Raw genomic sequence first — 13,986 nt, forward strand, 5'->3', positions numbered from 1 at the left:
GCTAACCGCCCTAACCCCCGCTGAGGGCTCCGAAGATCAACAGTTCGTCGCCCTCGCACAGCGCGCCGGCGACATCGAAGGCCCGCTCGCGCCCAACGAAGATCCGCATATGCGGCCGGATACGGTCCTGCTCGTCGATCACCCGGAACCGGAGGCCGGGATAGCGGCCGTCCAGGTCGCGCAGCACGGCGTCGATCGTCGCGCCGGCCGCCTCGACCCGCGACGCGCCTCCGGAATAGGCCTGCAGCTGCGACGGAAGCAGGACCTGAACCATCAGAGCGGGGTCGCCACGACCGAGTAGATCTCCGGCAGGTGGCGGGCGATCGGCCGCCAGGCCTCGCCCTCGGCGTCGCTCATCCAGACCTCCCCGCCGGTGGTGCCGAGGTAGAGACCCAGCGGCGCCTGCGCATCGGCGCAGAAGGCCTGACGCTTCACCGTGAACCAGCCCTGTTCCCGCGGGAAGCCGCCGTCCTGGCGCTCCCACGAGGCGCCGGCGTCGCGGGTGCGATAGACGGCGGGCCGCCCGCCGGGGCTGACCCGCGGCCAGACGTCCGTGCCGTCCATCGGAAACACCCAGGCGGTGTCCGGGTCGCGCGGATGCGGCACGATGGTGAAGCCGATGTCGCCGATCTCCTCCGGCATGGCCTTGCCGATCCGGACCCATTCGTCCGAGGGCCGGTCCAGCCGATAAATGCCGCAGTGGTTCTGCTGGTACAGCCGGTCGGGCATGGCCGGATGGACGGCGATGTAGTGGGCGTCCTGGCCGTACTCCGGATACGGATCAGGGAAGAAGTTGGCCTCGACGTTGCGGTTCAGCGGCCGCCAGCTCGTCCCTTGGTCCAGGGTCTCGAACACGCCGCCGGTCGAGGTGGCGATGTACATGTGGGCCGCGTCGCGCGGATCGACCTGGACCTGGTTCAGCAACGCCCCGTCCGGCGTGCCGCCGTCGGCCGGACACCAGTCCCAGTACTTCGGATTGTCATTGAAGCCGGCGACGCCGTCCCAGGTCCCGCCGCCGTCGCGACTGACGAACAGGCCCGGCGGCGAGGTTCCCGCCCACCAGACGCCGGGCTCGGAGGCATGGCCGGGCTCCAGCCAGAAGGCATGGTCGACGGCCCGAGGCGTCTCGCCCTCCGCCGCCTTGGCGAAGGCCGGCGGCCGCGCGGCTTCCGTCCAGCTCGCGCCGCCGTCGGTCGAGCGGAACACGGTAGGGCCGAGGTGGCCGGTGCTGGCCGCCATCAGCAGGGTGCGGCCGTCGCGCGGGTCGAGCACCAGATGGTTGACGATACTGCCGAGAAAATGCGGCCCGTCGACCGCCCAGGCCTCGCGACGCGCGTCGCTGCGGAAGATCCACGCGCCCTTGCGCGTGCCCACCAGAAGCTGAACACCCTGGCTCATGCTGACCTCCAGCCGAATATCGGGCTCGGCGGGAGCCTACACCCGTCCACGGCCGACGCGGAGTCGTTCAGTGCGCTCCGGCCAACGCCCAGCGGTGGGAGCCGGCGCCGAACGGCAGCCGGAACAGGTCGCGGCCGCTGCCGTCGCAGTGGCGTTCGAACAGCTGGACGATGTCGATGTCCGCGGGCCGGGGATCGCCGCGACGATCGCGCGAGAGGGCGACCCGCTCCACGATCAGCGACCGATGCGCCGCCCCACCGTAGGCCTTCAACGCCTCGACGATGTCGCCGAGGAACTCCTCAGTGCCGCTTCTGCGACGCGCCATGACCACCCTCATGACCTGAACCTGGGATCAGGAAATCAGCGCGTGGTTGAGCAATCGTGAAGAATCGCCCGGCGCGCCTTCAACACCGGTCGCCCCGGCCTTCGCCGGGGCGACCGGATGAGGTGGAGCTGGCCCCTCAGCCGATCTGGGCGTCGAAGAAGGCGTCGGGGTCGTCGACCTCGACCAGCCGGCCGCGGCGAATCTCCAGGAAGCGGGTCGCCGCCGTCCGGGTGAAGTAGCGGTCGTGCGACACGAACAGGCAGGACACGTCCGACTCCTCGAGCTGCGCCTCGAGCGCCTCCTGGCCCTCGATGTCGAGATGGTTGGTCGGCTCGTCGAGCAGATAGAGGTTCGGCCGCTCCAGTTTCATGCGCAGGAACATCAGCCGCGACCGCTCGCCGTAGCTGAGCAGGCCGATCGGCTGCTGGACGCGGATGTAGGAGAAGCCGGCCTGGGCCAGCAGGCGCGCGGCGTCCTTGTCGGTCGCCTCCGGCGCGGCCGCGACGTAGTCCAGCAGGCTCCGCTTCAGGGGCAGGTCCCGCATGGACTGGTCGAACACCGCCAGCCGCGTCGCCGGGTTGAACCGGATCGCCGCCTGGCCGTCGTAGTGCGCCAGCGCCGGGTCGAAGGCCGCGGCCAGGGCGGCGAGCAGGGTCGACTTGCCGGCGCCGTTGACGCCCAGCAGCGCGATCCGGTCGCCCGCTGACAGAGTCAGGCGATCGATCGTCAGCAGCGTCCGGCCGGCGTCGGGCGTGGTCACGGTCAGGCCCTGGACCCGCAGCGCGACCTTGGCGTCGATCTCGGCGTCCGACAGTTCCAGGCGCCGCTCGCGCGCCACATAGGTTTCGGTGCGATCGCCCTCGATCCGGGCGATGCGGGTCTCGATCGCCGCCTTGCGCTTGTTGAGGTCCGGGTTCTTCACCGCCCAGACCTTGTAGCGGGCCGCGGCGGCCTCCAGGCGACGGATCTCCTTCTCCTCCAGCCTGCGCTGAGAGGCGGCGACCGCATCGCGGCGCAGCAGCTCCTCGCGGGCGACCGTGAAGGGCGTACGGAAGGCGTGGACGCCGTCGCGGCGCAGGAACAGCGTCCGGTCGGTGACCCGGTTCAGGAACTCGCGATCGTGCGAGACGATCAGCATCGGGATGTCGAACTCGACCATCAGCCAGCGCTCGAGCGTGGCGATGTTGCCCAGGTCCAGGTGGTTGGTCGGCTCGTCGAGCAGCAGGATGTCGGGCTCTTCCAGGCGAGCCGCGCCGGCGATCAGCATCAGCCGTTGCCAGCCGCCCGACAAAGCGCCGAAGCGCTGCTCGGCCATCTCGGGCGGCAGGGCCAGTTCGTCCAGCAACACGTCGATGCGCCAGTCGTCGTCCCCCGCGCCGATCTTTTCCAGGGACCGGCGAAGCGCCTCGCGGACCGTCAGGTCGGCGAACGCCGGCGGCGTGTCCTGGGGCAGGACGCCGACCCGCAGGCCGCGCGACCGGACGACCTGGCCGCTGTCGAGTTCCAGTTCGCCGGTCAGGCAGCGCAGCAGCGTCGACTTGCCGGCGCCGTTCTCGCCGACCAGGGCGGTGCGGTCGCCGTCGAGCAGGAAGGACAGGCTCTCGAACACGGGCGTCGACCCGTGGTGAAAACTCGCTTGCTCCATGCCCAGCACGGCCTGTCGGGACGCCATGGCCTCGCTACTCACGCTCTTCCGGCCCAAGCGGCCCCGCTGGGAAGTAGTGCGACGCCGCGGCTCGCTCAACCGTTCGAACGGGAACGCGATAGGTTTTCCGGACATTCATCCCGGCCCCTCTGCCCGTGTGTCCCGGCGAAGGCCGGGCCCCCGTCGCGGGCGTCGTCCCAGCGGATCGGTCCGAATGCTCAGGCCGGATCTGGGTCCCGGCCTTCGCCGGGACATACGGTGATAGAGGGAGCCCCTACCCCGCCATCTCCGCCGCCGCGGCGACCCGGCGATAGATCAGCGCCTCCGCCACATGGATGCGCTTGACCCTGTCGGCGCCGTCCAGGTCGGCGATGGTCCGGGCCAGTCGCAGCGCCCGGGTCCAGCCCCGCGCGGTCAGGCCGCCGGCCTCGGCCGCACGGGTCAGCAGGTCGCGCGCCGCGGCGTCCAGACCGGCGATCCGCTCGAGGAAGTCCCCCTCGGCGCGGGCGTTCAGCACGGCCCCGTCCAGCCGCTCCGCCCGCTCGACCTGCAGCGCGCGAGCGGCCGCCACCCGGGCGGCCACCTCGGCCGTCCCCTCCGACGGCGGCGGCAGGGACAGGTCGGCGGCGCTGACCGGCGGGACGTCGATCTGCAGGTCGATCCGGTCCAGCAGCGGCCCCGAGACCCGCCCCTGGTAGTCGCGCTGGCACCTCGGCGCCTTGCCGCACCAACCCTTGCCGGCGCCGCCGTGACCGCAGCGGCAGGGGTTCTGCGCGGCCGCCAGCTGGACGCGCGCGGGGTAGCGGATGTGGGCGTTGGCGCGGGCGACCATCACCTCGCCCGTCTCCAGCGGCGCGCGCAGGCTGTCCAGCGCCTGGGGACTGAACTCCGGCAGCTCGTCGAGAAACAGGACGCCGTTGTGGGCCAGCGAGACCTCGCCCGGCTTGGCCTTCAGACCCCCGCCGGTCAGGGCGGCCATGCTGGCGGAGTGGTGCGGAGCACGAAAGGGCCGCGCCCGCGTCAGCTCGCCCCGCGCGATCAGTCCGGCCACGGAATGGATCATCGACGTCTCCAGCAACTCCGCCGCCGACAGGGGCGGCAGGATGCCGGGCAGGCGCTGAGCCAGCATCGACTTGCCTGAGCCGGGCGGGCCCGAGAACAGCAGGTTGTGGCCGCCGGCCGCGGCGATCTCCAGCGCCCGCTTGGCCTGTTCCTGACCCTTCACCTCGCGCAGGTCGGGAACCCGGCCGCCGTCGACCATCGGCCCCGGCTTCGGCTCGGATAGCAGCTGGCTGCCCCGCAGATGGTTGATCAGCCCGATCAGCGACCGCGGCGCCAACACCCGCGTCCCGCCGGCCCAGGCCGCCTCCGGCCCGGACGGTTCGGGGCAGATCAGGCCCATGTCCATCGCCCCGGCCGCCACCGCCGCCGGCAGCACCCCGGCGACCGGCGCGATCGTGCCGTCCAGCGACAGTTCCCCGACCGCGGCCCACCCTTCCAGCGCGTCGGGCGGGACGACGCCCATCGCCCCCATGATCGCCAGGGCGATCGGCAGATCGTAGTGGCTGCCCTCCTTGGGCAGATCGGCGGGGGCCAGGTTGACCACGATCCGCTTGGCCGGAACCGAAAGCCCCAAGCCCGTGAAGGCCCCCCGCACCCGCTCGCGGCTTTCCGCCACGGCCTTGTCGCCGAGCCCGACGACGACGATGGCGCTCTCGCCGCCGGTCAGCTGGACCTCGACGTCGACCCGCCGCGCCTCGACGCCCTGAAACGCCACCGTCACAACGCGCGCGACCATGCCCCCTCCCGGTTAAGCGCTCCGTGGACTTATCCACAGATGCAACCATACCGGGCAGCATGGATCAAGAACGAAAAGAGAACTAAATGGGAAATTGAAACTTATCAGTCAGCTAACTGACACAATTCATCCTTTGGATCGGATTTCTTCAATCCGGGTCCAGAGCACCTCCGTCGCGTCGGGGCCGCCGAACCGCTTGAGCTGCTGGGCGCCGGTCGGCGAAGTGACGTTGATTTCGGTCAGATAGTCGCCGATCACATCGATGCCGACGAACAGCAGGCCGCGTCGCTTCAGCTCCGGCCCGATGATGGCGCACAACTCCTGATCGCGGGCGGTCAGCTCCACCGCCTCGGCCCGGCCGCCACGCGCCAGGTTCGACCGCACCTGGCCCTCGGCCGGCACGCGGTTGATGGCCCCGACCGGCTCGCCGTCGACTAGCAGGATGCGCTTGTCGCCCTTGCTGACCGCCGGGATGAACTTCTGGGCGATGACCTGGTCCCGCCCGATCAGGGCGTGCAGCTCCAGCAGGGCGTCGAGATTGGGGTCGTCCGCCCGCAGACGCACCACGCCAGAACCGCCCCCGCCGTGCAGCGGCTTCAACACCATGTCGCCGTGCCGGGCGCGGAAGTCGTAGATGGCCTCGACGTCGCTGGTGATCAGGGTCGGCGGCTGCACGCCCGGAAAGTCGGTGACGAACAGCTTCTCCGGCGCGTTGCGCACCTCGGTCGGATTGTTCACCACCAGGACCCTGGGGTGGACCTTGTCGAGGAAGTGGGTGGCCGTGATGTAGGCCATGTCGAAGGGCGGATCCTGGCGCATCAGCACCACGTCGATCTGCTCGGCCAGGTCCAGAACGACGGTCTCGCCGAACTCGGCGTGGTCGCCCTTGACCGCCTTCAGCCGCACCGGCCGGGCGCGAGCCGTGACGCGGCCCTCCTCCAGCGACAGCTTGTCGGGCGTGTAGACCCACAGCCGATGCCCGCGCGCCTGGGCCTGCATCATCATCAGGAAGGTGGTGTCGGTCTCGATGTTGATCCGTTCGATCGGATCCATCTGCACGGCGACCTTCAGCGACATGGGAGCTTCCTTCTGACGCCGGGGAGCCGGCGCTTCCGACTTAGCCACTCCCCCGCGCCTTCGCCAGGGGCAGGGCTTCAGTTCAGGCGGAGCCGCACCCGTTCCCGCGCCGCGCGGGCGGCGATGGCCGCGCCGCCGTCGAGCTGCTGGGCCCGACCCAGGGCCTCCAGCGCCCCGGCCAAGGCGCCCTGACCCTCGCGGGCGGCGGCGACGTCGAGCCAGGGCCGGTGGTCCAGCGGATCGAGCAAGGCCCGCCGGAGGGCCGACCGTTCGGCGCGAGCGTAGTCCCCCGCCGCCTGGGCGCGGGCGAAGATGTTGTTCTGCAGGCGGATCAGCACCGCCCGGTCGCTGACCGGCGTCATCAGCAGGTCCAACCGCCCGGCCACGTCCGGCGTCAGGCCGGTGCGCAGCGCCCGCCGCGACAGCTCGGACGGCAGCACCACCCGCCCCTCGCTGAACGGGTCCAGGGCCAGCGGCCCCTCCAGGCTCTCGATGCGCAGCAGGAAGTGACCGGGGAAGTCGACGCCGCGCACGTCCAGATCGCAGCGCCGGGCGGCGTGCAGGTAGAAGACCCCGAGCGAGACCGGAATGCCGCGCCGCCGCTGGGCCACGGCGATCACGTCGGCGTTGTCGAGATGGTCATAGGTGAACAGGTCGCCCTGCAGCCGAAGGTCGCCGGCCATGGCCTCGGCGATCGCCTCCTCCGGCGACTCCCGCTCCAGCCGCGCCGCCAGACGGACCGCGCCCTCGTCGGCCACGACTTGAGCCTGGTCGACATCACGCTCAGGGTCGTCATGGACCGCGCAGGCGAGCGCCGCCGCGAACAGCGGGAACGCCTCGTCGGCCAGCCGCCCCGCGTCCGCGAGGAAATGCTCCGCCTCTTCCCGGGTCATGGCCGAACCCTACTCGCCCCGCCAGGCGTCGGGAACATGCCGCGGCAACCGGCCGGGCGCGAGCGCCATCAGGTCCAGCCGCACCGTGGCGTCGCGCAGCGCCGGCCGCCCCGCCGCGATCGCCGCGGCCGCGCGCCGCAGCCGCTCACGCTGACCCTGGTGGACGGCCTCCAGCGCCAGCTCGACCGTCGCCCGGCGCTTGACCTCGACCACGGCCAGGACCCGTCCGCGCAGGGCCAGCAGGTCGATCTCGCCCTGCGGCGAGGCCAGCCGGAAGCCGAGGATGCGATAACCCTTGGCCATCAGCCACAACGCCGCGACGATTTCGCCCCGGTGACCCGACAGCCGGGCCCGGGCGCCGCGCGCGCTGCGGGCGGAGGTCACGGCGCGTCCTTGAGGGCCAAGGCCCGGCGGTAGAGGTCGCGGCGGTTCAGACCCAACGCCTTGGCCACCTCGGAGGCGGCCTCTCCCGGCGGCAAGCGGGTCAGGGCCTCAGCCAGGGCCGCGTCGGCGTCGACCTCGGTCGCGGCCTTGGCCTCGCCCGGCCCGACCAGGACGACGATCTCGCCCTTGGGATCGTCGGTGCCCGGGGCGGCGATCAGGGCGTCGAGCGAGCCCCGGATCGCGGTCTCGTAGAACTTGGTCAGTTCGCGGGTCACGGCCGCCGGCCGGTCGCCGCCGAACACGGCCGCCATGTCGGTCAGGCTGGCGCGCAGCCGCGGACCGGTCTCGAAGAAGATCAGGGTCGCGCGAACGGCGGCGAACTCCTCGAAGAAGGTCCGGCGCTGCCCGCTCTTGGTCGGCGCGAAGCCGGCGAACAGGAACCGGTCCGTGGGCAGGCCGGCCAGGGTCAGGGCCGCCAAGGGAGCCGAGGCGCCGGGGATCGGGAACACCCGATGGCCGGCCGCCACCGCCTCGCCCACCAACCGGAAACCCGGGTCGGACACCAGGGGCGTGCCGGCGTCGGAGACCTGGGCCACGCGCCGGCCGGCTTCCAGCGCCTCCAGGATCTTCGGCCGGGCGCGCTCGGCGGCGTGCTCGTCGTAGCGCAGCAGCGGCTTGCGGATGCCGTAGGCGGCCAGCAGCTTGCCGGTCACCCGGGTGTCCTCGGCCAGCAGCAGGTCGCAGCCGTTCAGGACGTCCAGCGCCCGCAGGGTGATGTCGCGCAGATTGCCGATCGGCGTGGCCACGACATAGAGGCCCGGCTCGAGCGGGACGTCCGACAGCGGCGGCGGAGGCGGGTGGCGCGACAAGGTAAACTCCGGAAACGGATCGGGAGAGCGCCTTGCCCGCGGCCGACAGTCAAGGGATAGAAGCGAAGGATCGCACGCCGCTTGCGAGGAAAGTCCATGAAGAAGCTGATCGCCTGGGTCATCGTGATCGCCGTCCTTCTCGTCGGCGGGTTGGGCGGGTGGTGGTGGCTGGACCTGCGCTGGCGCCCGAAGACGATCACGAAACACCAGGCCGAGATCGCCAAGCTGGTCGAACAGTCGGGCTGGGTGTCGCCCCATCTGAACGGGCCCAAGCTCTACATGGTCAGCTTCCGGAAATGCCCGGACTGCGTCCGCTTCACCCAGGAGCAGTTCCCCGACCTGCACAAGGCCCAGGTCGACACCCGGGTGATCATGATCGCCCGCGGCGAGTACAACGGCGTGCAGAAGTCGACCCCGCCGGAGCGGGCGACCGTCGCCGAGCTCTGGCTCAACCGCAGCTGGCCGCTGCTGGAGCGATGGGACGCCACGCCGCCGGACGCCTGGACCGCCGCCGGCATCCCGCCGGCCGACGGCGACATGGCCCGCACCGCCGTGGTGGCCGCCGGCCGGGACCTGGTCGAGGATCTGACCCCGCTGCTCAAGGCCAACGGGGTCAAGTTCGCCTATCCGCTGCTGATCTGGTGGACCAAGGACGGGAAGATGAAGGCCTGCGCCTGCGAGAAGGCCGAGACCTACCGCTACGTCCGCAAGGACCTGGGGCTGTAGGCGGACATTGATGTGACGCGCCGGCCGCGCTAACCGCTTGGGCGATGCCCCAGTCCGTCCGCGCCGCCTACCGTGAGCGCCTCGCCTCCGGAGAGATCCGCCCCGACGCCGCGCAGGAAGCCGCGCTGTCGGCCTTCTCGCGCCTGGAAGGCGACCTGAACGCTCTGGGCGAACCGGCCGGCCTCTCCTCGCTGTTCCGCAAGCCCAAGGGCGCGCGCGGCATCTACCTCTGGGGTCCGGTCGGCCGCGGCAAGTCCATGCTGATGGACCTCTTCTACGAGTCCGCCCCGGTCTCGAAGAAGCGCCGGGTCCACTTCCACGTCTTCATGGCCGAGGTCCACGCCAGCATCGACGCCTGGCGCAAGGGCGACGCGGCGGCCCGCAAAGCCCGCTTCGGCCAGGCGAAGGGAGACGACCCGATCGTCCCGACCGCCGAGCTGGTGGCCAAGGACGCCCGCCTGCTCTGTTTCGACGAGCTGCAGGTCACCGACATCGCCGACGCCATGATCCTGGGCCGGCTGTTCGAGGCGCTGTTCGGCCTGGGCGTGACCCTGGTGGCCACGTCCAACCGGCCGCCGGACGACCTCTACAAGAACGGCATCAACCGCCAGCTCTTCGTCCCCTTCATCGAACTGCTGAAGGAGAAGCTGGAGGTGGTGGCGGTGCGCGGGCCGACCGACTTCCGCCTGGACCGCCTGCGCGGCGCGCGGACCTGGCTGTCGCCGATCACGCCGGAAACCGAGGCCGAGTTCGACCGGCTGTGGGCCGACATGCTGGACGGCGCTCCGGAAACCGGCGCCACGCTGGAGGTGCTCGGCCGCAAGCTGCACCTGCCGCGCGCCAGCGGCGGTCTGCTGCGCGCCAGCTTCACGAGTCTGTGCGACCACGCCCTCGGGCCGCAGGACTACCTGGCCATCGCCGACCGCTTCCACACGATATTCCTGGAAGACGTCCCGCAGCTGTCGGCCGGCAAACGGGACGCCGCCCGGCGCTTCAACACCCTGGTCGACGCCCTGTACGAAGCCCAGGCCAAGCTGATCGCCGTCGCCGCCGTTGAGCCCGAAGCCCTGTATCCGGAAGGCGACGGCGCCTTCGAGTTCGAGCGAACCGTGTCACGCCTGCAGGAGATGCGGTCGGCGGATTGGCTTGAGCGGATCAGGGACTAAGGTAGAGCGGGGCGTCGCTTCACGCTTCGCCGATCGGGCTGCTCCATGGAAATCCGACGCTGGCATCCGGTGACCTCCGACATGGGGCTGATCGAGGCTCCGGCGGCCGCCGTTGCGTCCGAGTTCGCGGCCTGGCACGGCGGACTCGGAATCCACTATCGCCGCGAAGAGATCACGTCGTCGCTGGCCGCCTCGCTGGCCCGACTGGAGCCGCTGTCGGCGGTGACGGACCGGCGTCTCTTCGTGAGCACCCTGTCGGGCTGGACGGCGTTCTTCCAGAACGGCGTCGCCGGTTCGGATCCGTTTCCGCCGATGTCCTTTCTTGCTCAGCACATGCGCGTGAGGGCCATGAGGGTGTGCCGCTCGCCGGACGGCGCTCGGTGGCCCGCCGTGATATGGGAGGTCTACGCGCCGCCCGAGTTGGGGGGCGATCCCGTGCTGGGCATCCGACGCTCCATCGCCGCCGCCAACGATGGCGGTCGGTGGGTGTTCGAGGAGGCCGGGGAGCGTTTCGATTTCGAGGAAGCCGATCGATACGACTTGCCGAAGAAGCGGGACCGTTTCCCGCCCGAGCTGCTCGCACAGTACCTCGCCGAGTTCCGCATGGCGCCCTGGTCGGACGATTTCTATGACATTCGGCCGGGCTCGCCGGCCATCTTTCTCGACAGGTCAAATCCGCTGTCGGGTCGAAGCGGCGCCGTTGCGAAGTCGTACACGCTCGAACAGGTGCTGGCCGGAGCGCCCTGGCGATGACGGGAGGCCGGATGGATCGCTTCCGTGACCGCGGCGTTCGCCTGCGCCTATCCTAGAGGAAGTCGTCGGCGAGAGACCGGGACAAGTCGTGCGACCAGTTCGCAACAAGCCCGGTTTCGTTGACACCCCCTGATCGAGGCTTAAAAGCGGCAACGTTTCTTCGCCTGTGCAGCAACGAGTCCAAGATGACCGAAGCCTCGCCGAGGGTCCGCGAGCGGCCCCTTTCGCCTCACCTCCAGGTCTGGCGCTGGCATGTGACCATGCTGGGCTCCATCCTCCACCGCGCCTGCTTGATGGGGCTGTACGTGGGCGCCCTGATCCTGGTCGGCTGGGCCGTCGCCCTGGCCTCGGGTCCGGAGGCCTACGCGGTGTTCAAGAGCCTGCTCGGCTCGCCGCTCGGCAAGCTGGTGCTGTTCGGCCTGACCTTCGCGCTGTTCTTCCAGCTGTCGAGCGTCGTGCGCCACGCCATCTGGGACACCGGCAAGGGCTTCGACAAGAAGTTCGCCGACACCATGACCATCGCCAGCATCGTCTTCGCCGCGGTCGCCACCGTGGTGACCTGGGTCCTGGCCGGCGCGACGGGAGCCCTCTGATGACCGGTCCCTCCGCCTTCCGCACCCCGCTGTCCCGAGCCCGCGGCCTGGGCGCCGCCAAGCACGGCGTCGGCCACTTCATCGTCGAGCGCGTCACCGGCCTGGCCCTGATCCCGCTCGGCCTGTGGGGCGTGTTCGCCGCCATCCGCCTGGCCGGCAAGGACTGGGCCCTGGCCACCGCCTGGGTCGCCCAGCCGCTGAACGCCGTCCTGCTGAGCCTGCTGATTGTCGTCGGCCTCCACCATCTGCGGCTGACGATCCAGGTCGTCATCGAAGACTATGTCTACGGCTTCGTCTCCAAGTCCGCCCTGCTTCTCCTGAACCTGGCCGTCAGCGTCCTCGGCGCGGCGCTGGGCGTCTTCGCCATCCTGAAGGTGGCCCTCACCGGAGCCTTTTGATGTCGGCCTACAAGTTCATCGACCACAAGTTCGACGTCGTCGTCGTCGGCGCCGGCGGCTCGGGCCTCCGCGCCGCGCTGGGCTGCGCCCAGGCCGGCCTGCGCACCGCCTGCGTGACCAAGGTCTTCCCGACCCGCTCGCACACCGTCGCCGCCCAGGGCGGCATCTCGGCGTCGCTCGGCAACATGGGCCACGACGACTGGCGCTGGCACATGTACGACACCGTCAAGGGGTCCGACTGGCTGGGCGACCAGGACGCCATCGAGTACCTGACCCGCAACGCGCCGGCGGCCGTCTATGAGCTGGAGCACTGGGGCGTTCCGTTCTCGCGGACGGAAGAGGGCAAGATCTACCAGCGCGCCTTCGGCGGCATGACCAAGAACTACGGCGAGGCGCCGATCCAGCGCACCTGCGCCGCGGCCGACCGCACCGGCCACGCCATGCTGCACACCATGTACGGCAAGTCGCTGAGCCACTCGGTCGAGTTCTTCATCGAGTACTTCGCGCTCGACCTGATCATGGAACACGGCGAGTGCCGCGGCGTCACCGCCTGGAAGCTCGACGACGGCACCCTGCACCGCTTCCAGGCGCAGCGGGTGATCCTGGCCACCGGCGGCTATGGCCGCGCCTACTTCTCGGCCACCTCGGCCCACACCTGCACCGGCGATGGCAACGCCATGGTGCTGCGCGCCGGCCTGCCGCTGCAGGACATGGAGTTCGTGCAGTTCCACCCGACCGGCATCTACGGCGCCGGCTGCCTGATCACCGAAGGCGCCCGCGGCGAAGGCGGCTACCTGACCAACTCCGAGGGCGAGCGCTTCATGGAGCGCTACGCGCCGACCGTGAAGGATCTGGCGCCGCGCGACATGGTCAGCCGGGCCATGACCATCGAGATCCGAGAAGGCCGCGGCGTGGGTCCGAACAAGGACCACATCTTCCTGCACCTGGATCACCTGGACCCGAAGATCCTGCACGAGCGCCTGCCCGGCATCTCCGAGACGGCCAAGGTCTTCTCGGGCGTCGACGTCACCAAGGCGCCGATCCCGGTCCTGCCGACCGTCCACTACAACATGGGCGGCATCCAGACGAACTTCCACGGCGAGGTCGTGGTCAAGGACGGCGACAACGTCGACAAGGTCGTCCCGGGCCTGATGGCCGTGGGCGAAGCCGCCTGCGTATCGGTGCACGGCGCCAACCGCCTGGGCTCCAACAGCCTGATCGACCTGGTGGTGTTCGGCCGCGCGGTCGGCCTGCGCTGCGCCGAGGCCCTGAAGCCCGGCGCGACCCAGCCCGAGCTGAAGTCCGACGCGGTCGTGAGCCACATCGCCCGTTTCGACCGCCTGCGCCACGCCGCCGGCCCGCGCTCGACCGCCTCGCTGCGCCTTGAAATGCAGAAGGCCATGCAGGAAGACGCCGCCGTGTTCCGCACCGGCGAATCGCTGGAAAGCGGCGTGAAGCGCATCCAGGCCGTCCACGACGCCCGCAAGGACATCGGCGTGACCGACCGCGGTCTGATCTGGAACAGCGACCTGATGGAGACGCTGGAGTTCGACAACCTGATCGGACAGGCCGCCGTGACGGTGAACGGCGCGCTGAACCGGACCGAGAGCCGCGGCGCCCACGCCCGCGAGGACTTCCCGGATCGCAACGACGAGACCTGGATGAAGCACACCCTGGCCTCGTTCGACGACGCGACCGGCAAGGTCACGATCGATTACCGGCCGGTCCACAGCTACACGATGACCAACGAGATCGACTACATCCCGCCCAAGGCGCGGGTGTACTAGGCTCAGGCCACAGACCGGCTTTCGAACGCCGCCCGTCGACCCCGACGGGCGGCGTTCTGCATTTGAGGCTCCCGCGACTTTCGCCGGCCCTCAGCCAGCCCTCCATCGTCCCTGCACACGGCTGTCGTCTCCTCAGCGATGGCGAGGCGTGAGCAAACGCTTGCATCGGCGCCG

At 70.4% G+C, this 13,986-nt stretch carries 14 protein-coding genes and 1 pseudogene; 6 read left to right on the forward strand and 9 right to left on the reverse strand.

What is annotated here, in order from left to right:
• Positions 1-10: 10 nt before the first annotated feature.
• The 9 genes and pseudogenes from CSW64_RS21140 to rsmI all read right to left on the reverse strand — a co-directional run bounded on the left by CSW64_RS21140 (position 11) and on the right by rsmI (position 8,389).
• A complete protein-coding gene (locus CSW64_RS21140; RefSeq protein ID WP_099623960.1) occupies positions 11-274 on the reverse strand; it encodes a ubiquitin family protein in 264 nt (87 codons plus the stop codon).
• Positions 274-1,398, reverse strand: coding sequence for a WD40/YVTN/BNR-like repeat-containing protein (locus CSW64_RS21145; RefSeq protein WP_099623961.1), 1,125 nt, complete (start codon positions 1,396-1,398; stop codon positions 274-276). The genes CSW64_RS21140 and CSW64_RS21145 overlap by 1 nt, the downstream gene beginning before the upstream one ends.
• Before the next feature lie 67 nt (positions 1,399-1,465).
• Positions 1,466-1,723, reverse strand: coding sequence for a hypothetical protein (locus CSW64_RS21150; protein WP_099623962.1), 258 nt, complete (start codon positions 1,721-1,723; stop codon positions 1,466-1,468).
• A 136-nt stretch (positions 1,724-1,859) separates the two neighbouring features.
• Positions 1,860-3,395 carry an ABC-F family ATP-binding cassette domain-containing protein gene (locus CSW64_RS21155; protein WP_172448643.1) on the reverse strand — a complete coding sequence of 512 codons (1,536 nt, stop codon included), beginning with the start codon at positions 3,393-3,395 and terminating at the stop codon, positions 1,860-1,862.
• A gap of 191 nt (positions 3,396-3,586) precedes the next feature.
• Positions 3,587-5,166: pseudogene (locus CSW64_RS21160) on the reverse strand (YifB family Mg chelatase-like AAA ATPase).
• A 126-nt stretch (positions 5,167-5,292) separates the two neighbouring features.
• Complete coding sequence (gene gshB / locus CSW64_RS21165; RefSeq protein WP_099623965.1) at positions 5,293-6,243, reverse strand: glutathione synthase; 951 nt, start codon at positions 6,241-6,243, stop codon at positions 5,293-5,295.
• A 77-nt stretch (positions 6,244-6,320) separates the two neighbouring features.
• Positions 6,321-7,136, reverse strand: coding sequence for a SirB1 family protein (locus tag CSW64_RS21170; protein ID WP_099623966.1), 816 nt, complete (start codon positions 7,134-7,136; stop codon positions 6,321-6,323).
• Positions 7,137-7,145: 9 nt separating this feature from the next.
• Positions 7,146-7,520, reverse strand: coding sequence for a YraN family protein (locus tag CSW64_RS21175; RefSeq protein WP_099623967.1), 375 nt, complete (start codon positions 7,518-7,520; stop codon positions 7,146-7,148).
• The gene (rsmI, locus tag CSW64_RS21180) at positions 7,517-8,389 is read right to left on the reverse strand and encodes a 16S rRNA (cytidine(1402)-2'-O)-methyltransferase (RefSeq protein WP_099623968.1); all 873 of its coding nucleotides are present in this window, start codon (positions 8,387-8,389) and stop codon (positions 7,517-7,519) included. Before rsmI ends, CSW64_RS21175 begins: the two co-directional genes overlap by 4 nt.
• Positions 8,390-8,485: 96 nt before the next feature.
• On the opposite strand from rsmI, the gene CSW64_RS21185 reads away from it, so the two are divergent.
• The 6 genes from CSW64_RS21185 to sdhA all read left to right on the forward strand — a co-directional run bounded on the left by CSW64_RS21185 (position 8,486) and on the right by sdhA (position 13,812).
• Positions 8,486-9,115 carry a hypothetical protein gene (locus tag CSW64_RS21185; protein WP_099623969.1) on the forward strand — a complete coding sequence of 210 codons (630 nt, stop codon included), beginning with the start codon at positions 8,486-8,488 and terminating at the stop codon, positions 9,113-9,115.
• A 44-nt stretch (positions 9,116-9,159) separates the two neighbouring features.
• Positions 9,160-10,281 (forward strand): cell division protein ZapE, encoded by a 1,122-nt coding sequence (zapE, locus tag CSW64_RS21190; protein WP_099623970.1) that lies wholly within the window; start codon positions 9,160-9,162, stop codon positions 10,279-10,281.
• 45 nt (positions 10,282-10,326) lie between these two features.
• Entirely contained in the window at positions 10,327-11,034 is a 708-nt protein-coding gene (locus tag CSW64_RS21195; protein WP_099623971.1) for a hypothetical protein, read from the forward strand.
• A 185-nt stretch (positions 11,035-11,219) separates the two neighbouring features.
• A complete protein-coding gene (sdhC, locus tag CSW64_RS21200) occupies positions 11,220-11,627 on the forward strand; it encodes a succinate dehydrogenase, cytochrome b556 subunit (RefSeq protein WP_099623972.1) in 408 nt (135 codons plus the stop codon).
• Positions 11,627-12,025, forward strand: a complete 399-nt coding sequence (gene sdhD / locus CSW64_RS21205) for a succinate dehydrogenase, hydrophobic membrane anchor protein (RefSeq protein WP_099623973.1) — start codon at positions 11,627-11,629, stop codon at positions 12,023-12,025. The genes sdhC and sdhD overlap by 1 nt, the downstream gene beginning before the upstream one ends.
• Positions 12,025-13,812: a succinate dehydrogenase flavoprotein subunit gene (sdhA, locus tag CSW64_RS21210; protein WP_099623974.1), complete on the forward strand. Its 1,788-nt coding sequence runs from the start codon at positions 12,025-12,027 to the stop codon at positions 13,810-13,812. The genes sdhD and sdhA overlap by 1 nt, the downstream gene beginning before the upstream one ends.
• Positions 13,813-13,986: the final 174 nt, after the last annotated feature.

It is taken from the genome of Caulobacter mirabilis (assembly GCF_002749615.1).
Lineage (GTDB): Bacteria > Pseudomonadota > Alphaproteobacteria > Caulobacterales > Caulobacteraceae > Caulobacter > Caulobacter mirabilis.

Bases quoted from the DNA above. Each gene is read 5' to 3' on its own strand.
- CSW64_RS21185 (WP_099623969.1), top strand. From the start codon at position 8,486: ATGAAGAAGCTGATCGCCTGGGTCATCGTGATCGCCGTCCTTCTCGTC.
- gshB (WP_099623965.1), bottom strand. From the start codon at position 6,243: ATGTCGCTGAAGGTCGCCGTGCAGATGGATCCGATCGAACGGATCAAC.
- zapE (WP_099623970.1), top strand. From the start codon at position 9,160: ATGCCCCAGTCCGTCCGCGCCGCCTACCGTGAGCGCCTCGCCTCCGGA.
- CSW64_RS21155 (WP_172448643.1), bottom strand. From the start codon at position 3,395: ATGGCGTCCCGACAGGCCGTGCTGGGCATGGAGCAAGCGAGTTTTCAC.
- CSW64_RS21145 (WP_099623961.1), bottom strand. From the start codon at position 1,398: ATGAGCCAGGGTGTTCAGCTTCTGGTGGGCACGCGCAAGGGCGCGTGG.
- CSW64_RS21170 (WP_099623966.1), bottom strand. From the start codon at position 7,136: ATGACCCGGGAAGAGGCGGAGCATTTCCTCGCGGACGCGGGGCGGCTG.
- CSW64_RS21140 (WP_099623960.1), bottom strand. From the start codon at position 274: ATGGTTCAGGTCCTGCTTCCGTCGCAGCTGCAGGCCTATTCCGGAGGC.
- CSW64_RS21150 (WP_099623962.1), bottom strand. From the start codon at position 1,723: ATGGCGCGTCGCAGAAGCGGCACTGAGGAGTTCCTCGGCGACATCGTC.
- CSW64_RS21195 (WP_099623971.1), top strand. From the start codon at position 10,327: ATGGAAATCCGACGCTGGCATCCGGTGACCTCCGACATGGGGCTGATC.
- sdhA (WP_099623974.1), top strand. From the start codon at position 12,025: ATGTCGGCCTACAAGTTCATCGACCACAAGTTCGACGTCGTCGTCGTC.
- sdhC (WP_099623972.1), top strand. From the start codon at position 11,220: ATGACCGAAGCCTCGCCGAGGGTCCGCGAGCGGCCCCTTTCGCCTCAC.
- sdhD (WP_099623973.1), top strand. From the start codon at position 11,627: ATGACCGGTCCCTCCGCCTTCCGCACCCCGCTGTCCCGAGCCCGCGGC.